At 64.1% G+C, this 16,062-nt stretch carries 10 protein-coding genes and 1 pseudogene; 5 read left to right on the top strand and 6 right to left on the bottom strand.

Going from position 1 to position 16,062, the window contains the following annotated elements; all coding sequences use genetic code 11:
* Positions 1-41 precede the first annotated feature (41 nt).
* Positions 42-1,280 carry a glycosyltransferase gene (locus ACW9UR_RS23325; protein ID WP_458919486.1) on the top strand — a complete coding sequence of 413 codons (1,239 nt, stop codon included), beginning with the start codon at positions 42-44 and terminating at the stop codon, positions 1,278-1,280.
* On the opposite strand, the gene ACW9UR_RS23320 is transcribed toward ACW9UR_RS23325, so the two are convergent.
* The 6 genes from ACW9UR_RS23320 to ACW9UR_RS23295 all read right to left on the bottom strand — a co-directional run bounded on the left by ACW9UR_RS23320 (position 1,277) and on the right by ACW9UR_RS23295 (position 9,933).
* On the bottom strand, positions 1,277-2,443 hold the full coding sequence (locus ACW9UR_RS23320) for a BamA/TamA family outer membrane protein (protein ID WP_458919485.1): 1,167 nt from the start codon (positions 2,441-2,443) through the stop codon (positions 1,277-1,279). The two genes, ACW9UR_RS23325 and ACW9UR_RS23320, sit on opposite strands and share 4 nt — an antisense overlap.
* 220 nt (positions 2,444-2,663) lie before the next feature.
* A complete protein-coding gene (locus ACW9UR_RS23315; protein ID WP_458919484.1) occupies positions 2,664-3,836 on the bottom strand; it encodes an HlyD family type I secretion periplasmic adaptor subunit in 1,173 nt (390 codons plus the stop codon).
* Entirely contained in the window at positions 3,833-6,001 is a 2,169-nt protein-coding gene (locus ACW9UR_RS23310; protein ID WP_458919483.1) for a type I secretion system permease/ATPase, read from the bottom strand. Before ACW9UR_RS23310 ends, ACW9UR_RS23315 begins: the two co-directional genes overlap by 4 nt.
* Positions 5,998-7,266, bottom strand: a complete 1,269-nt coding sequence (locus ACW9UR_RS23305) for a TolC family protein (RefSeq protein ID WP_458919482.1) — start codon at positions 7,264-7,266, stop codon at positions 5,998-6,000. Before ACW9UR_RS23305 ends, ACW9UR_RS23310 begins: the two co-directional genes overlap by 4 nt.
* Positions 7,263-7,928, bottom strand: coding sequence for a hypothetical protein (locus ACW9UR_RS23300; protein ID WP_458919481.1), 666 nt, complete (start codon positions 7,926-7,928; stop codon positions 7,263-7,265). Before ACW9UR_RS23300 ends, ACW9UR_RS23305 begins: the two co-directional genes overlap by 4 nt.
* A 265-nt stretch (positions 7,929-8,193) precedes the next feature.
* The gene (locus tag ACW9UR_RS23295; protein WP_458919480.1) at positions 8,194-9,933 is read right to left on the bottom strand and encodes a hypothetical protein; all 1,740 of its coding nucleotides are present in this window, start codon (positions 9,931-9,933) and stop codon (positions 8,194-8,196) included.
* A 397-nt stretch (positions 9,934-10,330) separates the two neighbouring features.
* Here ACW9UR_RS23295 and ACW9UR_RS23290 point away from each other — a divergent pair, with 397 nt between their 5' ends.
* The 4 genes and pseudogenes from ACW9UR_RS23290 to ACW9UR_RS23275 all read left to right on the top strand — a co-directional run bounded on the left by ACW9UR_RS23290 (position 10,331) and on the right by ACW9UR_RS23275 (position 16,051).
* Positions 10,331-12,322 carry a dynamin family protein gene (locus tag ACW9UR_RS23290; protein ID WP_458919479.1) on the top strand — a complete coding sequence of 664 codons (1,992 nt, stop codon included), beginning with the start codon at positions 10,331-10,333 and terminating at the stop codon, positions 12,320-12,322.
* Entirely contained in the window at positions 12,319-13,704 is a 1,386-nt protein-coding gene (locus ACW9UR_RS23285; protein WP_458919478.1) for a dynamin family protein, read from the top strand. The genes ACW9UR_RS23290 and ACW9UR_RS23285 overlap by 4 nt, the downstream gene beginning before the upstream one ends.
* 104 nt (positions 13,705-13,808) lie before the next feature.
* Positions 13,809-15,022, top strand: a pseudogene (locus ACW9UR_RS23280) (IS3 family transposase).
* An 825-nt stretch (positions 15,023-15,847) separates the two neighbouring features.
* Positions 15,848-16,051 carry a hypothetical protein gene (locus ACW9UR_RS23275; RefSeq protein ID WP_458919477.1) on the top strand — a complete coding sequence of 68 codons (204 nt, stop codon included), beginning with the start codon at positions 15,848-15,850 and terminating at the stop codon, positions 16,049-16,051.
* Positions 16,052-16,062: the final 11 nt, after the last annotated feature.

Genomic DNA, 16,062 nt, shown 5'->3' with positions numbered 1-16,062 from the left:
AGCATCTGAGATCACAGTCGCACCCGAAAAAGGCCCGAGCGATGTCCAAACCGGTGATCGTCTTCGTAGGTGCCGTCTACCCGGGGCAGTTTGGCGGGCTCTGCGATCATCTGCGCCGCACCGGGCTGGCGGATGCCTGGTTCCTGACCACTCCCGGCCACCGCGAGAGGAACAAGCATCGCGGCGCACACATCCTGGGGTTTCGGCCGGACGGCAAGATCCTCGGTCCGCAGAGCTACTACTATTCCGCCAAGGTCGAGCGTTCGGCGCGGATCGGGCGCGGCGTGCTGGCGGCCCTGCAGGCCTTTCAGAAGCAGCGCCGGATCGACGTGGTCGTGGCGCATTCGCTCTGGGGCGCGCCGCATTTCCTTTATGACGAGATCGACGCGGCCATCGTCAGCTATATCGAGTTTCCCAGCTACCGAGCCCACGGCTGGGATCCGGCCTACCCTCCCGACCAGGCGCAGCGCATGGGGGACCGGAACACCGAGATGCTGCATTTTCACCAGGCGCTACGGAGCGACCTGGTGATCTGTCCCAGCCATCATGCCAAGCGGATGTTCCCTTCCGCGCTCCAATCCAACATCGAGGTGCAGCTCGAGGGTTTCGATTTCGAAGACGAAACGCCTGCCCCCGATCCCGCGCGCCCCTTCACCATCGGTTTTTCGGCGCGGGACCTGTCCAGCGCCAAAGGGTTCGAAACCTATGTCCGGCTGGTCGACAAGCTGGTCGCGCGTGGCAGCAGTGCCCGGTTCATCGCGCTCGGCGGGGCGGGTCAGAACACCTATGGCTACGAGGAACAATGGGTTGCCCGCGAATATGGCGGCGAGGTCGCGACTTTCCGCGATCACCTGTTGCGCACCTATCCGCGCGCCGCGAAGGCGATACACTTTCCCGGCAAGCTGCCCTACGACGAGTTCACTGCCCGTATCGCCGAGATCGACCTGTTCCTCTATCCGCTGAAATTCGGCGTCGCGAACTGGGGGCTGGTCGAGATCCTGGGTCGGGGCGGTTGCGTCCTTGCGCCGGACCGAGGCTATGCGTCCGAGCTGATCATGAATGACGTCAACGGCTGCCTGCTGCCCGACGATGATGACGCATGGATCGCCGCAATAGAAAGCCTCCAGCGCGATCCGGCCCGGCGGCTTCGCTATGGAACTGCGGCAAGGACATTGGCGCGACAGCAGTACAGCCTGCCCGCCGTTGCACCGCGCTACATGCGCCTGTTCCGCCAGGCGATGGACAATCACAAGGCGCGGCAGGCCGCAGAGAGCGCCTAGAAGCTCGCGTTGATGCTCAGCCCGAGGATTTGCCGGTCGTCGCCGGGACGTTCGCTCAATGGCGCCGCGAGATAGAGCGCCACGGGCGTCGGTCCGATATCGAAGGCAACCGACACACCCACGCTGCTGCGGGTATGCCACGAATCGTCTATGCGGCCGTCCAGCGTGTCGTCGAGCCCCCAGCTGGAGCCCACATCCATGAATATCCCGCCACGCACCGGACGCGGAAACGGTTCCAGAAAGGCGCGCTGAACTTCGATCGAGCCGACGAGGTAGTTGTTGCCTCCCAGCGTGTCGCCGCGGTCCCTGGGGCCGATGCCACGCGGCGCGAACCCCCGGAAACTGTCCGCGCCGGGGAAATACCGGTCGATGGCTCGCGTATTATTGCCCGAAACCCCGGCAAGCGTGCCGCCATTGACGCCGAGCAGAAGGAAGGTCTGCGGGGTGATCCGGAACTGGGTGTCCAGGTCAATCCTCGTATCGAGGATCGTATCGTCGGTGAACAGGTTCCAGACGTATTGGTCCAGCCGGGCGCGGTACTGGATCGCAGCCTCTTCGTCCGCCGAGCCGTAACTCACGGCGAACCGCAGGTAGGGCGCCGTCAGGCTGCCGGTTTCCTCCTGCAGCAGAAGCGGGCTGGCGTCGCGGTCGACATCGAACTGGCGATAGCCGCGCACACCGATCGCCGCCTCCAGAAGGGTGCGGTCCCCGGGGGTCCAGGCAAGAAAGGGCTCGGCCCGAATGCCCTTGGTCGAATAGCTGCGGTCGTCGAATTCGGTCCGCTCGCCAAGTATGTCGAACCCGAGGTCGATATCCTCGTCCCATATGTCCGTTCGATAGAGTCGCCCGTCGAAGCGCCGGACTTCACGCCCGAAATCGACCTGCAAGGCGCCGAACGTCTTCGGGAAAAGGTTGTATCGCTCGAAGGAAAGGCTGCCGATGATGCCGTCCTGGCTGGCATAGGCCAATGCGCCCTCGATCCGGCCGGGACGGGTGTCGAGTTCGACCACCTCGATCACCAGCACGTCGTCCTCGGGATAGAGCAGCACCGACTCGAAGACGCCGGTCGACATAAGGCATTCCTCGATCGCGCGCAGTTCCAGATCGAGATAGTCCACGTTCGGCTCGACGCCGCAGGTCAAGCGGATGTCTTCCGCGGGCACGAACTCGGCTCCGCGAACCTCGACGGTCCCATAGGGCCTCGCGCTGGCTGCTATCCCTGTCCCGACAAGCCCCACAACGGCGAAAATGAAACGACAGGTCCGGCGCAGGTCGGGCAACGCGCCGCGGCATTCGGCAGAGAGCAAGGCAGGTTCCAGTACGATAGGCAAGGCGCCAGGCGACGCGGGACGGGATGCAACGGGTATCGGACAGAAGGTCGGGTCAGCGCAAGCGGGCCTTGAGCAGCGGACGGGTCAGATAACTCAGGACGGTACGCTTGCCGCTTTCGATATCGACCTGCGCGACCATCCCGGGGCGGATCGGGTATTCCTCTTCGTAGCGCTGAAGATAGCTGCGGTCGGTCCGTACCATCACCCGGTAGAAATCCTGCGGTCCCTGGGGCGTATCCTCCTCGACCGTGTCCTCCGAGATCTGCGTGACAGTGCCGCGCAGGTCGCCGTAGGTCGCAAAGTCATAGGCGGTGATCTTTACGCTTGCCAGCATGCCGGGAGCGACGAAGGCCACGTCGCGGGGCAGTACCTTGGTCTCGATCATCAGTTGGTCATCGGTCGGCGTGATCTCCATGATCGGCTCGCCGGGCTGCACAACACCGCCGAGCGTGGTGATGTCGATATTGTTGACCCGGCCGGCGACGGGCGAGCGGATCTCGGTGCGCTGGAACTCGTCCTGTTTCTGCACCAGTTCCTGTTGCAGGCCGACCAGTTTCGCCCGGCGCTGCGCCAGGTCCTTGTAGGCATCCTGCACATAGATGTTGCGGGTCTCGCTGATCTTGCCGTCCAGTTCCGCCTTCTTCTGCTGCAACTGCAGAAGGTCGATGCGGCTGATGGAGCCGCTGGCGGTCAGCGGACTGGTGATCTCGATCTGCTCGACGATGGAATCCCGCTCGGCGCTCAGCGCTTCCAGCGAGGCTTCCAGTTTGGTGCGGCGAGCCGCGAACAGGCGCAGTTCGGTGCGCTCGGCCTCGTTCGGTTCCGGGCCGAAATCCAGCGCGGGGCGTTCCAGCACTTCGGCTTCCAGACGGGCAACCTCGGCGCTCAGCGCTGCGATCTCGGATTGTGTGGCGAGGAAAGCAGATTGCGAACGGGTCGGGTCGAGCCGCACCAGCACCTGGCCCTGCTCGACGATATCGCCCTCCTGCACTGGCAGTTCGGCGAGGATGCCACCCTCGAGGCTCTGGATCGTCTGCATCCGGCGCAGCGGGATCACCCTGCCGTCGCCACGCGTGATCTCGTTGATCTGTGCAACCGACGCCCAGCCGATCGCGATGAGCAGCGATAGGACGATGACCTTGATCGTCAGTCGTGCCTTGCGCAGCGTCTGCCGCCGGTAGCTGCCGTCGATATGGCTGGTGGTCAGCAGATCCGCCTGGCTCATGTCACCGCCTTGACCGGGTTCTTCTGCGCCGAGTTCGCCCGCGCCGCGTTGAGGATCTTCAGTAGGTCGCCATCACGCGCCACCCGACCGTCCTTCAGCACCACCGCCCGCTCGGTCAGGGCCAGAAGCTCTCGCTTGTGGGTCGAGATGATGACGGTCCGACCGGTCAGCCATTGCTTCATGTGAGCGATAACCTTGGCTTCGGTAACATGGTCGAAGGCCGAGGTCGGTTCATCGAGGATCACGATCTTCGGGTCCTGCAGCAGCACGCGGGCGAGGCCGATGGCCTGACGCTGCCCGCCTGACACGTTGGCGTTGCCGTGGATCTGAAGGTCCAGGCCACGCACATGGCGGCGCACGAACGTCCCCAGCCCGACGGCGTCGAGCGCGGCCAGCAACTCGTCATCCGAGTGCAACCCGTGGTCCAGCAGTAGGTTGTCGCGCAGCGTGCCTTGGAACAGCGCGACCTGTTGCGGCAGGTAGCCGATCTGCCGGCGTCGATCGATCGGGTCGATCTGTCCGAGCGCAAGGTCGTCGACCAGAACGGTTCCGGTCTGCGGGTCGAACATCCCGGCGAGCAATTTCATCAGTGTGGACTTGCCCGCGCCGTTGCCGCCGAGCAGCGCAACCCGCTCGCCCTCTGCGATATCGAGGGTGGGGATCGAGATCACTGGCGGCGCCTGCGGATCGTGCCGATAGGTGACATCCTCCAGCACGTAGTGCCCTTTCAGCGCCGGCGCGCGCACGAAATGCCGGTCGGAAGGACGCTCGACCGGCAGTTTCATGATCACGTCCAGCCCTTCCATCGCTGCGCGCACGTGCTGCCAGCGGGCCAGAAGCCCGGCGACCTGACCCATCGGCGACATGGTGCGGCTCGACAAAAGGCTGCAGGCAATCAGGCTGCCGACGGTCAACTGGCCGGCGCTGATCAGGTACACGCCACAGATGATGACCCCCGCATAAGCGAATTTCTGGGCGGTACTGACGATCTGGGTCATGATGTTGGTCAGTCCGCGAGTGCGGATCGCGGTCGTCGCCATTGTCGCGGTCAGCTGTGCATGTGCGCGCTGCAACCGCCCCTCGGCCCGTGCCGCCTTGACTGTTTCTAGGTTCGAGATCGTTTCAAGCAGAAGCCCGTTCAGCGCGGCGGCTTCGCGCGTGTTTTCGCGCGAGGCGGCGGCCAGGCGTCGCTGCATCAGCAGACCCGGCAGAACCGTCAGGACGACGCCGGCCAGCACGACCGCCGCGATCGGGCCGCCGATCATCCAGATCACCCCGAGGAAGATCAGCACGAAGGGCAGATCGCAGATCGCCGTTACAGTGCCCGAGGTGAAGAACTCCCTCACCGTGGCGAAATCGCGGACCTGGTTCGCGAACACCCCGGTCGAGGCGGGCTGATGCTCCAGCCGCATGTTGGTGACCTTGTCGAACAACTGCGCTGACAGCCGCAGATCCAGATCGCGCCCCGAGACATCCACCAACGAGGCGCGCATGATCCGAAGCACCAGCTCGAGGGCGATGGCGATGGCAACGCCGCTGGCCAGCACCCACAACGTATCGAAGGCGTTGTTCGGCACCACCCGGTCATAGACCTGCATCGAGAACAGTGCCGTGGCCACAGCAAGGATGTTGGCCGCGAACGATGCCAGCATCACGTCGCGATAGATGCTCCAGTTGCCCAGGACCGGACCCAGAATCCAGTGCCCGCGCGACTCGCGGGGAGTGTCCAGCTTGTCGCCGACGATGTCGATCGGGCGCGAAACCAAGACCCGGCCGTCATGCACCCGGTCGATCTGTTCCCGCGACCACAGCGCCCGGCCGCCGCCGGCTGCAGGCAGGATGACCACGCCTTGCCGGTGGTTGATTTTCTCGAGCACGACCGTCCCGCCGTCCTTCAGGAACAGGAGCGCCGGCAGGCTGTGTTCCGGAATGTTCGCCAATGGCTCGCGGCTGATGCGGCAGCTCATGTTTGCCCGGCGCAATGCCAGTGTGGCAAGGTCGGCGGTCATCGCCTCGCCCACGGCTCTCGGCAACCCGTCCGTCAACTGGACCGGCGAAGTCGAGACGCCCTGCACCCGGCACAGCTCGACCAGTCCCAGGATCAGGGGATCGGAGGACTGAGGGCCCGTCTCGCCGGAGTTCGGCGGGGTCGCGGTCTGGTTCATCCTCCGGCTCCCAATGCGGCAAGGATCAATGTGCCGAGCACGCCAAGGTCGCGCGCGGCCTCGTACTCGGTCCGCTTGCGCTCGTCATACGTGTCGAGCTCGTCGATCTGCGCATCGTAGAGGTCCCGGCCAGTGGTCAGCAGGTCGATCAACTCGCGCTGACCACCGATGAACTGCTTCTCGTAGGTATCGAGGACCTTCTGCGACTCGATCAGCTGGGCAGCGCGCGATGCCTCCGTTGCACGCAGGGTCTGCAGGCGGTCGAGGGCGCTGACTGCGCTGTTGGTCAGCTCCCGCTCGACAGCGGAAAGCGATGACTTCGCTGCGTTCCACTCCATTTGCGCTGCCTGTATCTGGCGCCGGCCGAGACCGCTCGAACTGATATCGACCCCGGCGGCAATGCCGATCGCGGTATCGGTGCGGCCGCCGTTCAGGTCGGTTCGCGCCTCTGCCTGCAGCTGGAACGCCGGCAGGCGCTGCGCCTTGGCGGTCTGGATTCCGGCCTCGGCCTGATCGGCCTCCGCCCGCGCGGCAACGTAGTCGGGCGCGATGAGCACCGCCGACCGGATCTTTGCCGCGCTGCCGTAATGCGCCGAGAATCCCAGTTCGGGGGGCGCAGCCGTCGCACCGGGCATCTGCTGCAGAAGGAACTCCAGCTGCGCCGCCGCGATCTCGCGGTTCGACTGAAGCTGGGACATCTGGTCGTCAATCCGTGCTACCTCGAGCCGCGCGCGCGCAACCTCGCCGGTATCGCCGACACCGCCACGCGCCCGGTCTTCGGCCTGCCCGGCAATCCGCTCCGCGAAGGCCATGTAGGTCTCGGTCCGGGCGATTTTCCGGTCCAGTACCTCGATATCAAGGAAATAGCCGGCGACCTGCAGAGTCAGGTCCTCGACGGCCATCTTCAGCTCGGACACGGTCTTCACCCGCTCCTGCGTGGCCGAAGCGACCCGGCTGCGGATCATGCCCCAATCATAGAGCACCTGGGACACGGTCAGCGTGATGCCCGGACCGTTGGCATCCGTCGTGCCGCTGTCGCCCGAGATGTTGATCGACGGGTAATAGGCGTCCTTCTCGGCCTGGATCTGGATGGATCGCCCCGCCACCTGCTGGCGGATCGCCGTGATGCCCGGATCCCGCTCGGTGGCCAACAGGACGGCATCCTGAAGCGACATCTGCGCCAACGCCTGCCCGCCGGCGCCAAGCAGGCAGGCCATCAGGGTCATTGCACGCAAACCGAAGCGCGGTTTGCAAACGAAGTTCATTGATCAACCTCCGGGGTCAGGTCCGAAACAAGTGACCCGAGCAGGTCCGCGTCATTGGCCGCGATGTCCATGGGCACACTGTCTCCCAGTATGATCCCGGTATCGGGCCCCACATCGGGCTCAACCGCGCCTTCGTCTTCCGCCTCGGCCGCCGCGTCCAGGTCCGCAAGGGGGATGGCTTCCGCTTCCGCTCCGATCAATGCCTCGATGTCCTCTTCTTCGATGGGGGCCTCAGCCGCCGCCGAGGCGCCACGCGATGTCCGGCCGCCGCTCGTGCCGCCGCTTTCAAACAATGTCATGGAGGCGAGGCCCGCACCCGTCAGCAGCAGCGGCTGCAACCAGTCGGCGGCGCCGTCGCCGAATAACGAACCAGCGTCTTCGTCGCCGGTATCCCCGGCGCCGCGCGAGGGATAGCCCTCCTCAGTTGCGTTATCGGCAGGCGGACCCGCTTCCGGCGCAAGCAATCCGCTGGCAACCATCTTGCCATCGGCCGTGCTGAGCGTGGGGTAATCCCCCTCGTCGTCACCGACGAAGAACTCCTGGATGGAAAGGTGACTTCCGTCAGCGAACTCAACCGCCAGATCGGCGCCGTTCTTGCCAATGGCTGCGATGTCCGGGGTTCCCGCATTCAGGATCAGACTGGCAGCACCATTCGCGACCACGACACCGTCCGAGTGCCGGATCGGACTTGCCGACGGCAAAGCCGACGGTGGGGCTGTATGTCGCGCCATACAAAACAGTCCAACAATGCGGGGAGAACTCGGGAACGCGTAACGAATAACACGCCTAGGGTACACCTACCCCAACGTAAGTCACAACCCTAAGATGCGAATTCGCGCAAATTGTTCGCAGAACCCTCGGCAATGCGCCGCCCGAGGGGCGCACGGACATCGCCGCATGGCGTCCACGTTAGCCTACAAAGCGCGATCAGCTATCTGCGTCGCCACCGTCAGGCTTGTCGAGCAGCGACAGCAAGCCGCCCGCCTCGTCGGCAAGGCTGCCGAACAGCGAGCCGAGCGCGCTTTCGTCAGCGTCCGCCGCATCCGTTCCGCTGTCAGAGAAGATGCCACCGCCGAGATCGCCGGCAAGATCGCCGCCGTCCAACTCGCCCAGCAGGGCACCGAAGGCATCGTCGTCATCCGGGATCTCGCCACCGCCGAGAATTTGATCCAGAAGCCCGTCCACCGCCTCGTCCACGCCAGACACGGCCGTCGCAGTCGTATCGACGAGGCCCTGATCGACCAGGGTTCCGGTCAGACCATCCAGCCCTGCGAGCCCCGCGGCAAGGTCGTCGGCATCCTCAGGCGCACCCGCGGCTCCGTCACCCAGCCCGAAGAGATCGTCCTCTCCCAGAAGTCCCTCGAGAACCCCATCGACCGGCCCCGAAAGAAGCCCATCCAGCAATCCGTCGTCCGGCTCATCCCCCAGCGGGTCACTCCCGCCGAGAAGTCCGCCCACCAGGCCCTCAACGTCGTCAACGATCCCGGACACCAGCCCGCCATCAGCATCATCCGGACCAGGCTCGCCATCGGTCCCGCCGCCGAGCAATCCACCTACGATACCGCCGTCACCAAGCACCGGATCCAGCAAGCCGCCATCGCCAAGCACCGGGTCCAGCAGACCGTCGTCGCCAAGCACCGGGTCCAGCAGGCCGCCATCGCCAAGCACCGTGTCCAGCAGACCTCCGTCACCAAGCACCGGGTCCAGCAGGCCGCCGTCACCAAGTACCGGGTCCAGCAGGCCGCCGTCGCCAAGTACCGGGTCCAGCAGGCCGCCGTCGCCAAGCACGGGGTCCAATAGACCACCATCGCCGAGTACCGGATCCAACAGACCACCGTCACCTAGCACGGGGTCCAACAGACCGTCGTCACCTAGCACCGGGTCCAGCAGACCGCCGTCACCAAGCACCGGGTCCAGCAGGCCGCCGTCGCCAAGCACCGGGTCCAGCAGGCCGCCGTCACCAAGCACCGGGTCCAAAAGGCCGCCGCCATCAGCCGGGGGCAGACCCGTAAGATCCCCGATCGGAGTCGATTCGATCGGGGAAATGGAAATCGGCGTGCTGCTGGACTCGTCGGCTGGCGTGCCAGGAGTCGTAGCTACAACGCCACCCCCCAGAAACGGTGTGTAACCGTTCGAGGCCGAAACGCCCTTCGGAGCAAGCGCTGCGATCACGGGCGCCTCGGTCTGGGACAGATCAGTCTCCGGCGCAGCCGTACGCGCCAGCGTTGACGACGGGTCGAATCCGCCTGGATCGGTGCTGGATTGTGCCCCACCCGCCTCTTCGCCGGTCGCCTCGTTGCCCGTCGCGCTTGCGGCGCCTGTTGCCGATATGGGTACGGCTTCGCCCAGGTCGACGCCCGGCTCGGATATAGCAAGCTCGGCGGTCGGTTCTGGCGAGAAATCCGTGGGTGTCAGATCTGCCTGAGAGTCCTGTGGAGTGCTTTGCGGTGCAGCTTCTGCCGCTCCGTCGACGCGCGTGCTGGCGACGGCGCTTTGGGCCACAAGGCCCATCCCGACAACGCTGGTTGCGCCGGTCAGACCTGAGGGCGAGCCCCCGCGGGATGCGTCGTCGGCACGCTCGACACGCGCAGCGTTCTGCCCGCCGAGCGTAGGATCGGCGGCGTCGCCGCGGACCTGTCCATCGCCCCGAATCTTCTTTGTCGCCACGTCCAGCACTCCGCTGATCTGCCAGTTCAACCGCTGCCATTTGCCAAGACGCTACGACCCGAGCGGGAATCTGTTGGCGCAAAAGCAACCCGAAAGACACCTGATAATAAGTATGCCTCCGCTGAAAACTCAAGCATGAAATGCACGAGATACATCCGATAGTATGTTTCCGCCGCTCTTTCCCACGCGCCCTTGCGCCTTCCGAAGTAGGTATCCTGCTGCCGAAGCCCCGGCACACGCCAAGGCCTTCCCAAGCGCGAACGCCCGCCACCATCTTGGCGCCATGATCCTGATCGACAGCCACATTCTCGCCACACTTCTCTACCATAGCGTGTCTTATGTCGGTAATAGGTTATTCTAAGTAGATTTATTCAAATCCGATCGATCTAGCGTCGCAATGCTCCCCAATCCACTCCCCGATACCGAACTTCGCCAGGTTTTCGACTGTTTCGCGCCGTTGAGTGACCTGCTCGATACCTGCGAGACAACACTTTCCGACGCCAGTGGCCTTGGCACCGGGGCCATGCGGACAGAGCTGCAGCGTTGCATTGCCGAGATACGGGCGACGGCACCCGTCATCACGATCGTGGGGCAGGTGAAGGCCGGCAAGACGGCCCTTGCCAATGCGCTCGCCTATGCACCGGGACTGCTTCCCAGCGACGTGAACCCTTGGACGACAGTGGTGACCTCATTGCATCTCAACGCGGCCGACGTCGCACCGGGGCATGCCGAGTTCACGTTTCTCGACCGCGACGACTGGGCCCGGCTGAGCGACGGCGGCGGCCGGATGGGAGAGATCGCTCGCCGAGCCAACCACGAATCCGAGCTTTCCATGTTGCGCGGGCAGGTCGACGACATGCAGCGCAAGGCTCAGCAACGGCTTGGTGCGAACTTCGACATGCTTCTGGGCAGCAAGCACAGGTTCAGCACCTTCGATCCGGCGCTGGTCGCAAAGTATGTCTGCCACGGCGACGAGGGTGACGGTGCCCCGATTCAGGGCAGGTACGCGGATGTCACCAAATCCGCCACCTTGCATCTAGAGGTGCCCGAATACGGCATCCCCCTGACCATAAGGGACACGCCCGGCGTCAACGACCCTTTGCTGGTGCGCGAAGAGACCACGCTTCAGGCCCTGCGCGATACCGACATCTGCCTTGTGGTGCTCAGCGCTCACCAGGCGATGACAACCAGCGACCTGGCGCTGATGCGGATCCTCAATGCAATGAATGCCGAACAGATCGTGCTGTTCGTCAACCGGGTCGATGAGTTGGACAATCCCGAAGCGCAATGCCCAGAAATCGAGGCACATGTGCGGGCGACGCTGGCACGGAACGGGTTCGGTCAGGACGCTCCGATCATCTTCGGCAGCGCGCTCTGGGCGAACGCGGCCTTGACGGGTGCCCCGCTGAAAACGGTCTCCGGGGGCGTGCGGAGCAACGGCGCCCTGGCCGAGCAGGATCCCTGGATAGCCTCCGGACTGGCCCACCTGCAGGAGGCGCTCGCCCACAACATGGCGACGGGCGCGCTTGCCCGCGTTGCGGATCGCGCGGCCGCCGAAGCCGGGAACGCAGTGAGACAACTGCGTCTCCGATTGACCGCCGCGGAATCCCGGGGTGCGGAATCCACGCTGGACGCCGACCAACTCGGGCGAGCCCTCGAGGAATTGCGTGGCAACTACATCCACCGTCTCGAACAGCAGATCGAGCGGATCGTTCCGGCGATGCGTCGCGATTTGCAGGACGCCGTGGACGCGTTCAGCAAGCGGGAATGCGACGCACTGGACGCGGCGCTCTCGGCAGGCGGCGAAGCCGGTTGGGCGGCCGATGCCAACGGTCTGCGAAGCGGTTTCAAGGCGATTTATCTTGACCACACCAGCGAATGCCGGGAGTTGGCCCAGGAGACCCTGGCGGGGGTGGCGGCAGAGTTGTCAAAGATCTACTGCGCGGTTCTGGGGCGTCGCAGCAACGACCTGACCCTGTCACCGGCCCAATCCCCTGAACCTGCTCCGCCTGTCGCCCTGGGCGCTACCCTTGCCTTCGATCTCAGCGGCGGATGGTGGCGCGGATGGCTGGGCGGGTCATGGCGCCGGCAGGCGCGGCTGCAGGAATTGCGCCGCATCATAGCCGAAGAGACCCGGCCGCTCATCCAGGCGCTGGAGCAGGAAAACCTGCTTGACTACTTCGCGCGCATCCGGCGTGCGCTGATCGAGGACATCGACAGGCAAGCCGCCATACTTGGTGAACTCGTTGCAGAGGATGGTGGCGAGAAACGCAGCCTGATGCGTGAAGAACTTGGACTGAACGCGGAACACAAGGCCCGGAACGCGGCCCTCGCGGCGCTGGACGTCCGGATCGAAACATTGCGCGCAACAAGAAGGGACCTGGCATGAGCAACGCAGACGCCCCCGGCCGGGGATCGTCCGCCACGGCCCTGATGCGCGAGATGCGGTCCCGCAGCGACACCCCTACCCTTGCGGTGATGGGCGAGTTCTCGGCCGGAAAATCCACGCTGATCAACCTTCTACTCGGTCGAGAGTTCCTGCCGCGCAAGGTTACCGCGACACAGATGCCGGCAATCTCGCTGTCCTTCGGCGACAGTCAGGAGTTTGTGTCCCTGGGCCACGACGGCACGCTGTCGCGCCACCCGATCGCCGGGTTGCGGACCCGTGACCCCAATAGAGACGCGATGATCTCGGTGCGGCTTCCGGCACCGGTGCTCGGGGCGATTTCGCTCATCGACACGCCGGGGATATCCGACCCGGCACTGCAGACCGAGATCCTGGCCGGTGTGGCCGGAATCTCGGACGCAGTGCTCTGGTGCACCCATGCGACGCAAGCCTGGCGGCAATCCGAGCGCGCAACCTGGTCGAAGATGCCGGCGAAGCTGAAGGAGCGGTCGGTCTTGGTCGTGACACGCGCCGACCTGCTTGGTCCCGATGACCGCGAGAAGGTCCGCAAGCGGCTTTTGGTCGAGACCGGCGGCCTGTTCGGCAAGATCCTCTTCATTGCGACACCGCAGGCGTTCAGGGCTCTTGGGGCCGGCGACCGCGACCTCTGGCACCGGTCGGGCGGCGCGGCGCTTTTCGAGGCACTGGAGGTCGCGGTCGGTGTCGCACTGCCGGACCCTTTCGCGGTGCCCGATCCGGAAGATGTGAGGCCGCCGGCAGCACAGGAGTTTTTTCGAGTGTCGTCCGCCCCGGGGCCGGACGTTTCCAGAGTAGCGGAAGACGAATTGGTGCGCGCTTCACCCGAGACGGGGCCCGCGCCGGAAACCAGCGAGGCGGAGATGCACGCAATCGACAAGGTCAAACGTGCGCTCACGACTGGCTACCAGCTTCTCGCACCCGGGAAAGGCGTGAGCGTTTCCGAACAGACCCACAACGAAAGGACGATAGCCATGAACGCCGAAACCAAGGTGAGCTCGACCGACATCTCCGGCCTGAACCAGGTCGCCGGCTTCATCGGCGCCTGCCTCGTGGACAGCGAGACGGGCCTGATGCTCGGATCCGAGGGGGGCGGCAATTTCGACCTCGAAGCTGCCGCTGCCGGCAATACCGAAGTCGTGAAGGCAAAGCTTCGCGCGATGCAGGCGCTCGATCTCGACGACAAGATCGAGGACATCCTCATCACGCTGGGCAAGCAGTTCCACCTGATCCGTCCACTGGAGGATACCCCGACCGTGTTCCTCTACGTGGCCCTCGACAAGAACGCCGCGAATCTCGGCATGGCCCGGATCCAGGTCAAGAAGGTCGAGCAGAAGATCAGTCTCTGAACCCAGGTGCCGGCGGCGAGACGTCGCCGGCCCTTTCACTGACGCCCCGACCTTCGGCCTGCCCACTGAAAAGTGGTCCTCCCCAAGGTCGGCTTTCGAGCCGGATTGAGGATCAAGGAACGGCCCGGAAGAAGCATAAGCCCGAGGAGATTGTCGCGAAGCTGCGGCAGGTTGATGTGTTGGTGTCGCAAGGCCGGTCTGTGGCGGCGGCGATGCGCGCGGTCGGCGTGACGCAGTTCACCTACTATCGGTGGCGCAAGCTGTATGGTGGCCTGAAGACCAACCAGGTGAAGCGTCTGAAGGCGCATGAGAAAGAGAACTAGCGGCTTCGGAAAGCCGTATCGGACCTCACGCTCGAGACTCTGATCCTGAAGGGCGCCGCGTTGGGAAACGGCTGAGCCCCGCCCTCCGCCCTCGGCGCGTCGATCATGTCAGGCAGAAGTTTGGGGCCTCCGAATGGCTTGCCTGTCGGGGGCTCGGCCAACATCGCGCGACCCGCGGGAGGTGCCGCGTGGACGTCCCGACGAGGGCGCGCTCACCGCAAACATCACCGCAGACATCACCGCGGACATCATCGCGCTCGCTTCTCAGTATGGCCGCTACGGCACTCGGCATATCATGGCCCTGCTGCGTGATGCAGGCTGGATCGCAAACGCGAAGCGGGTCGAGAGGATCCGGCGGCGGGAGGGGCTGAAGGTTCCGCAGAAGCAACCGAAGAGGGGCCGCCTCTGGTGAAACGACGGATCGTTCGTCCGTCTGCGACCAGAGCGACCAGACCATGTATGGTCCTAAGACTTCGTCGAGAGCCGGACCCATGACGGAAGGAGCGGCCGCCCGATCAACCTGATCGACGAGTTCACCCGGGAGTGCCTGGCGATCCGCATTGATCAGCGGTTGAAATCCACGGACGTGATCGACGTGCTGTCGGATCAGTTCATCCCGCGGGGTGCCCCCAGACCACATCAGGTCCGACAACGGCCCGAAGTTCGTGGTCACGGCCTTGAGAGAACGGGTCGCCGCGGTCGGCGCCAAGACGGCCTGTATCGAGCCGGACAGGCCTTGGCAGAACGGCTACCGCCAGAGCTTCAATGCGAAGCGCAGGTATGAGCTGCCTAACGGCGAGATCTCTTACAGCCTGGCCGAGGCACGGACCGTCATCGAGGACTGGCGCAAGCAAGACAACACGAAGCGACCGCAGTCATCCTTGGGCGATCGGCCGCCAACTCCCGAGGTTGCGCAATGGCCGGCTCCGCCATCCGGAGCCGCTTCGCCGGCCACCCCGACCGTAGCTCCCGGACCCGCAATGCACCAAGACTGAAGCCGGACCACTTCATTGGGGCAGGTCACTGCTCGCCCTCGACTCGCAGGGTCGCTGGGCGCGCACGCTCTGCCGTTGGTACCGGCTGGGCGTGCCCTACGCGGAGACCACATCATCAGCTTCGGCCACAGCACAAGTGATCGGCGCAGTGGCAGCGGGGTGCCGGCCGCTCTCGTATGGGAAGCGGCGGCGTTCGTGGCCGCACACACAGAGCGGCTGAGAAGGGCGCTCGGCGTGACATGACGTGCCTGTCACGCATACGTCCATCTAGCCGTCCGGCGCTGGAACACTACCGGACGGGCCTCGCGTGCTCCCCCGACCCCACGGCGCAACAGGGCGCGCCACGGCTTAGCATAATGAACACAGTACACTTTTTTGCTATCCGCAACGCCGGAACACCTAATGATGTGTATAGGGGGGTGTCTACGCGAGGAGGAGAACGAGAGTCTCCATATACATACCTATCTACTATTACATCACATCGCCGCAGATAGATAAATTACGTAATAATTTCAGAGAGTTGAGTGCGTGACATCCGCCGCGACCGACGAGCCGCGCGGGACAACTTCAGCAGCGACACCTGCCTTATAAACTCGGGGAACCTCTAATCATGAGGGCGAACTACAAGTGTAAATTCAAGATTTTCTCTAAACATTCTCTCCAAAAGCCGACTTGGACAGCGATCCACACAATAAGACACATATAGTTTTTTTCACCGAACTAATTCCAAATCCGATTGCAAAAAGGTGTTCGCAACACAGGCACGCACGCCATAATTGCCTCACCCACGGAACAATCCGCGCAAGTAAAAAGAATGAGGCGGAAATGGGAAAGAAGCCTGGCTTTACCCGTGCACAGGTCGAACGCGCCACCCATGGGATGATCAGCGCCCTCCAAAAGGCTGGCATCGAGTTTAACAAGGTCGAGTTCGATCCGAAATCTCGAGTCATTCGGATCCTGAAAGGCAATGGCACCGATGTGGACTGTGAGACGGATACTAACGGGGTTTCGTCTCCGCTTCAGTGGTGACGACAAGAGAA

Source organism: Halovulum sp. GXIMD14794, assembly GCF_054457455.1.
The sequence above is the reverse complement of the archived record's forward strand: the minus strand, read 5'-3'. Positions and strand labels throughout refer to the sequence as shown.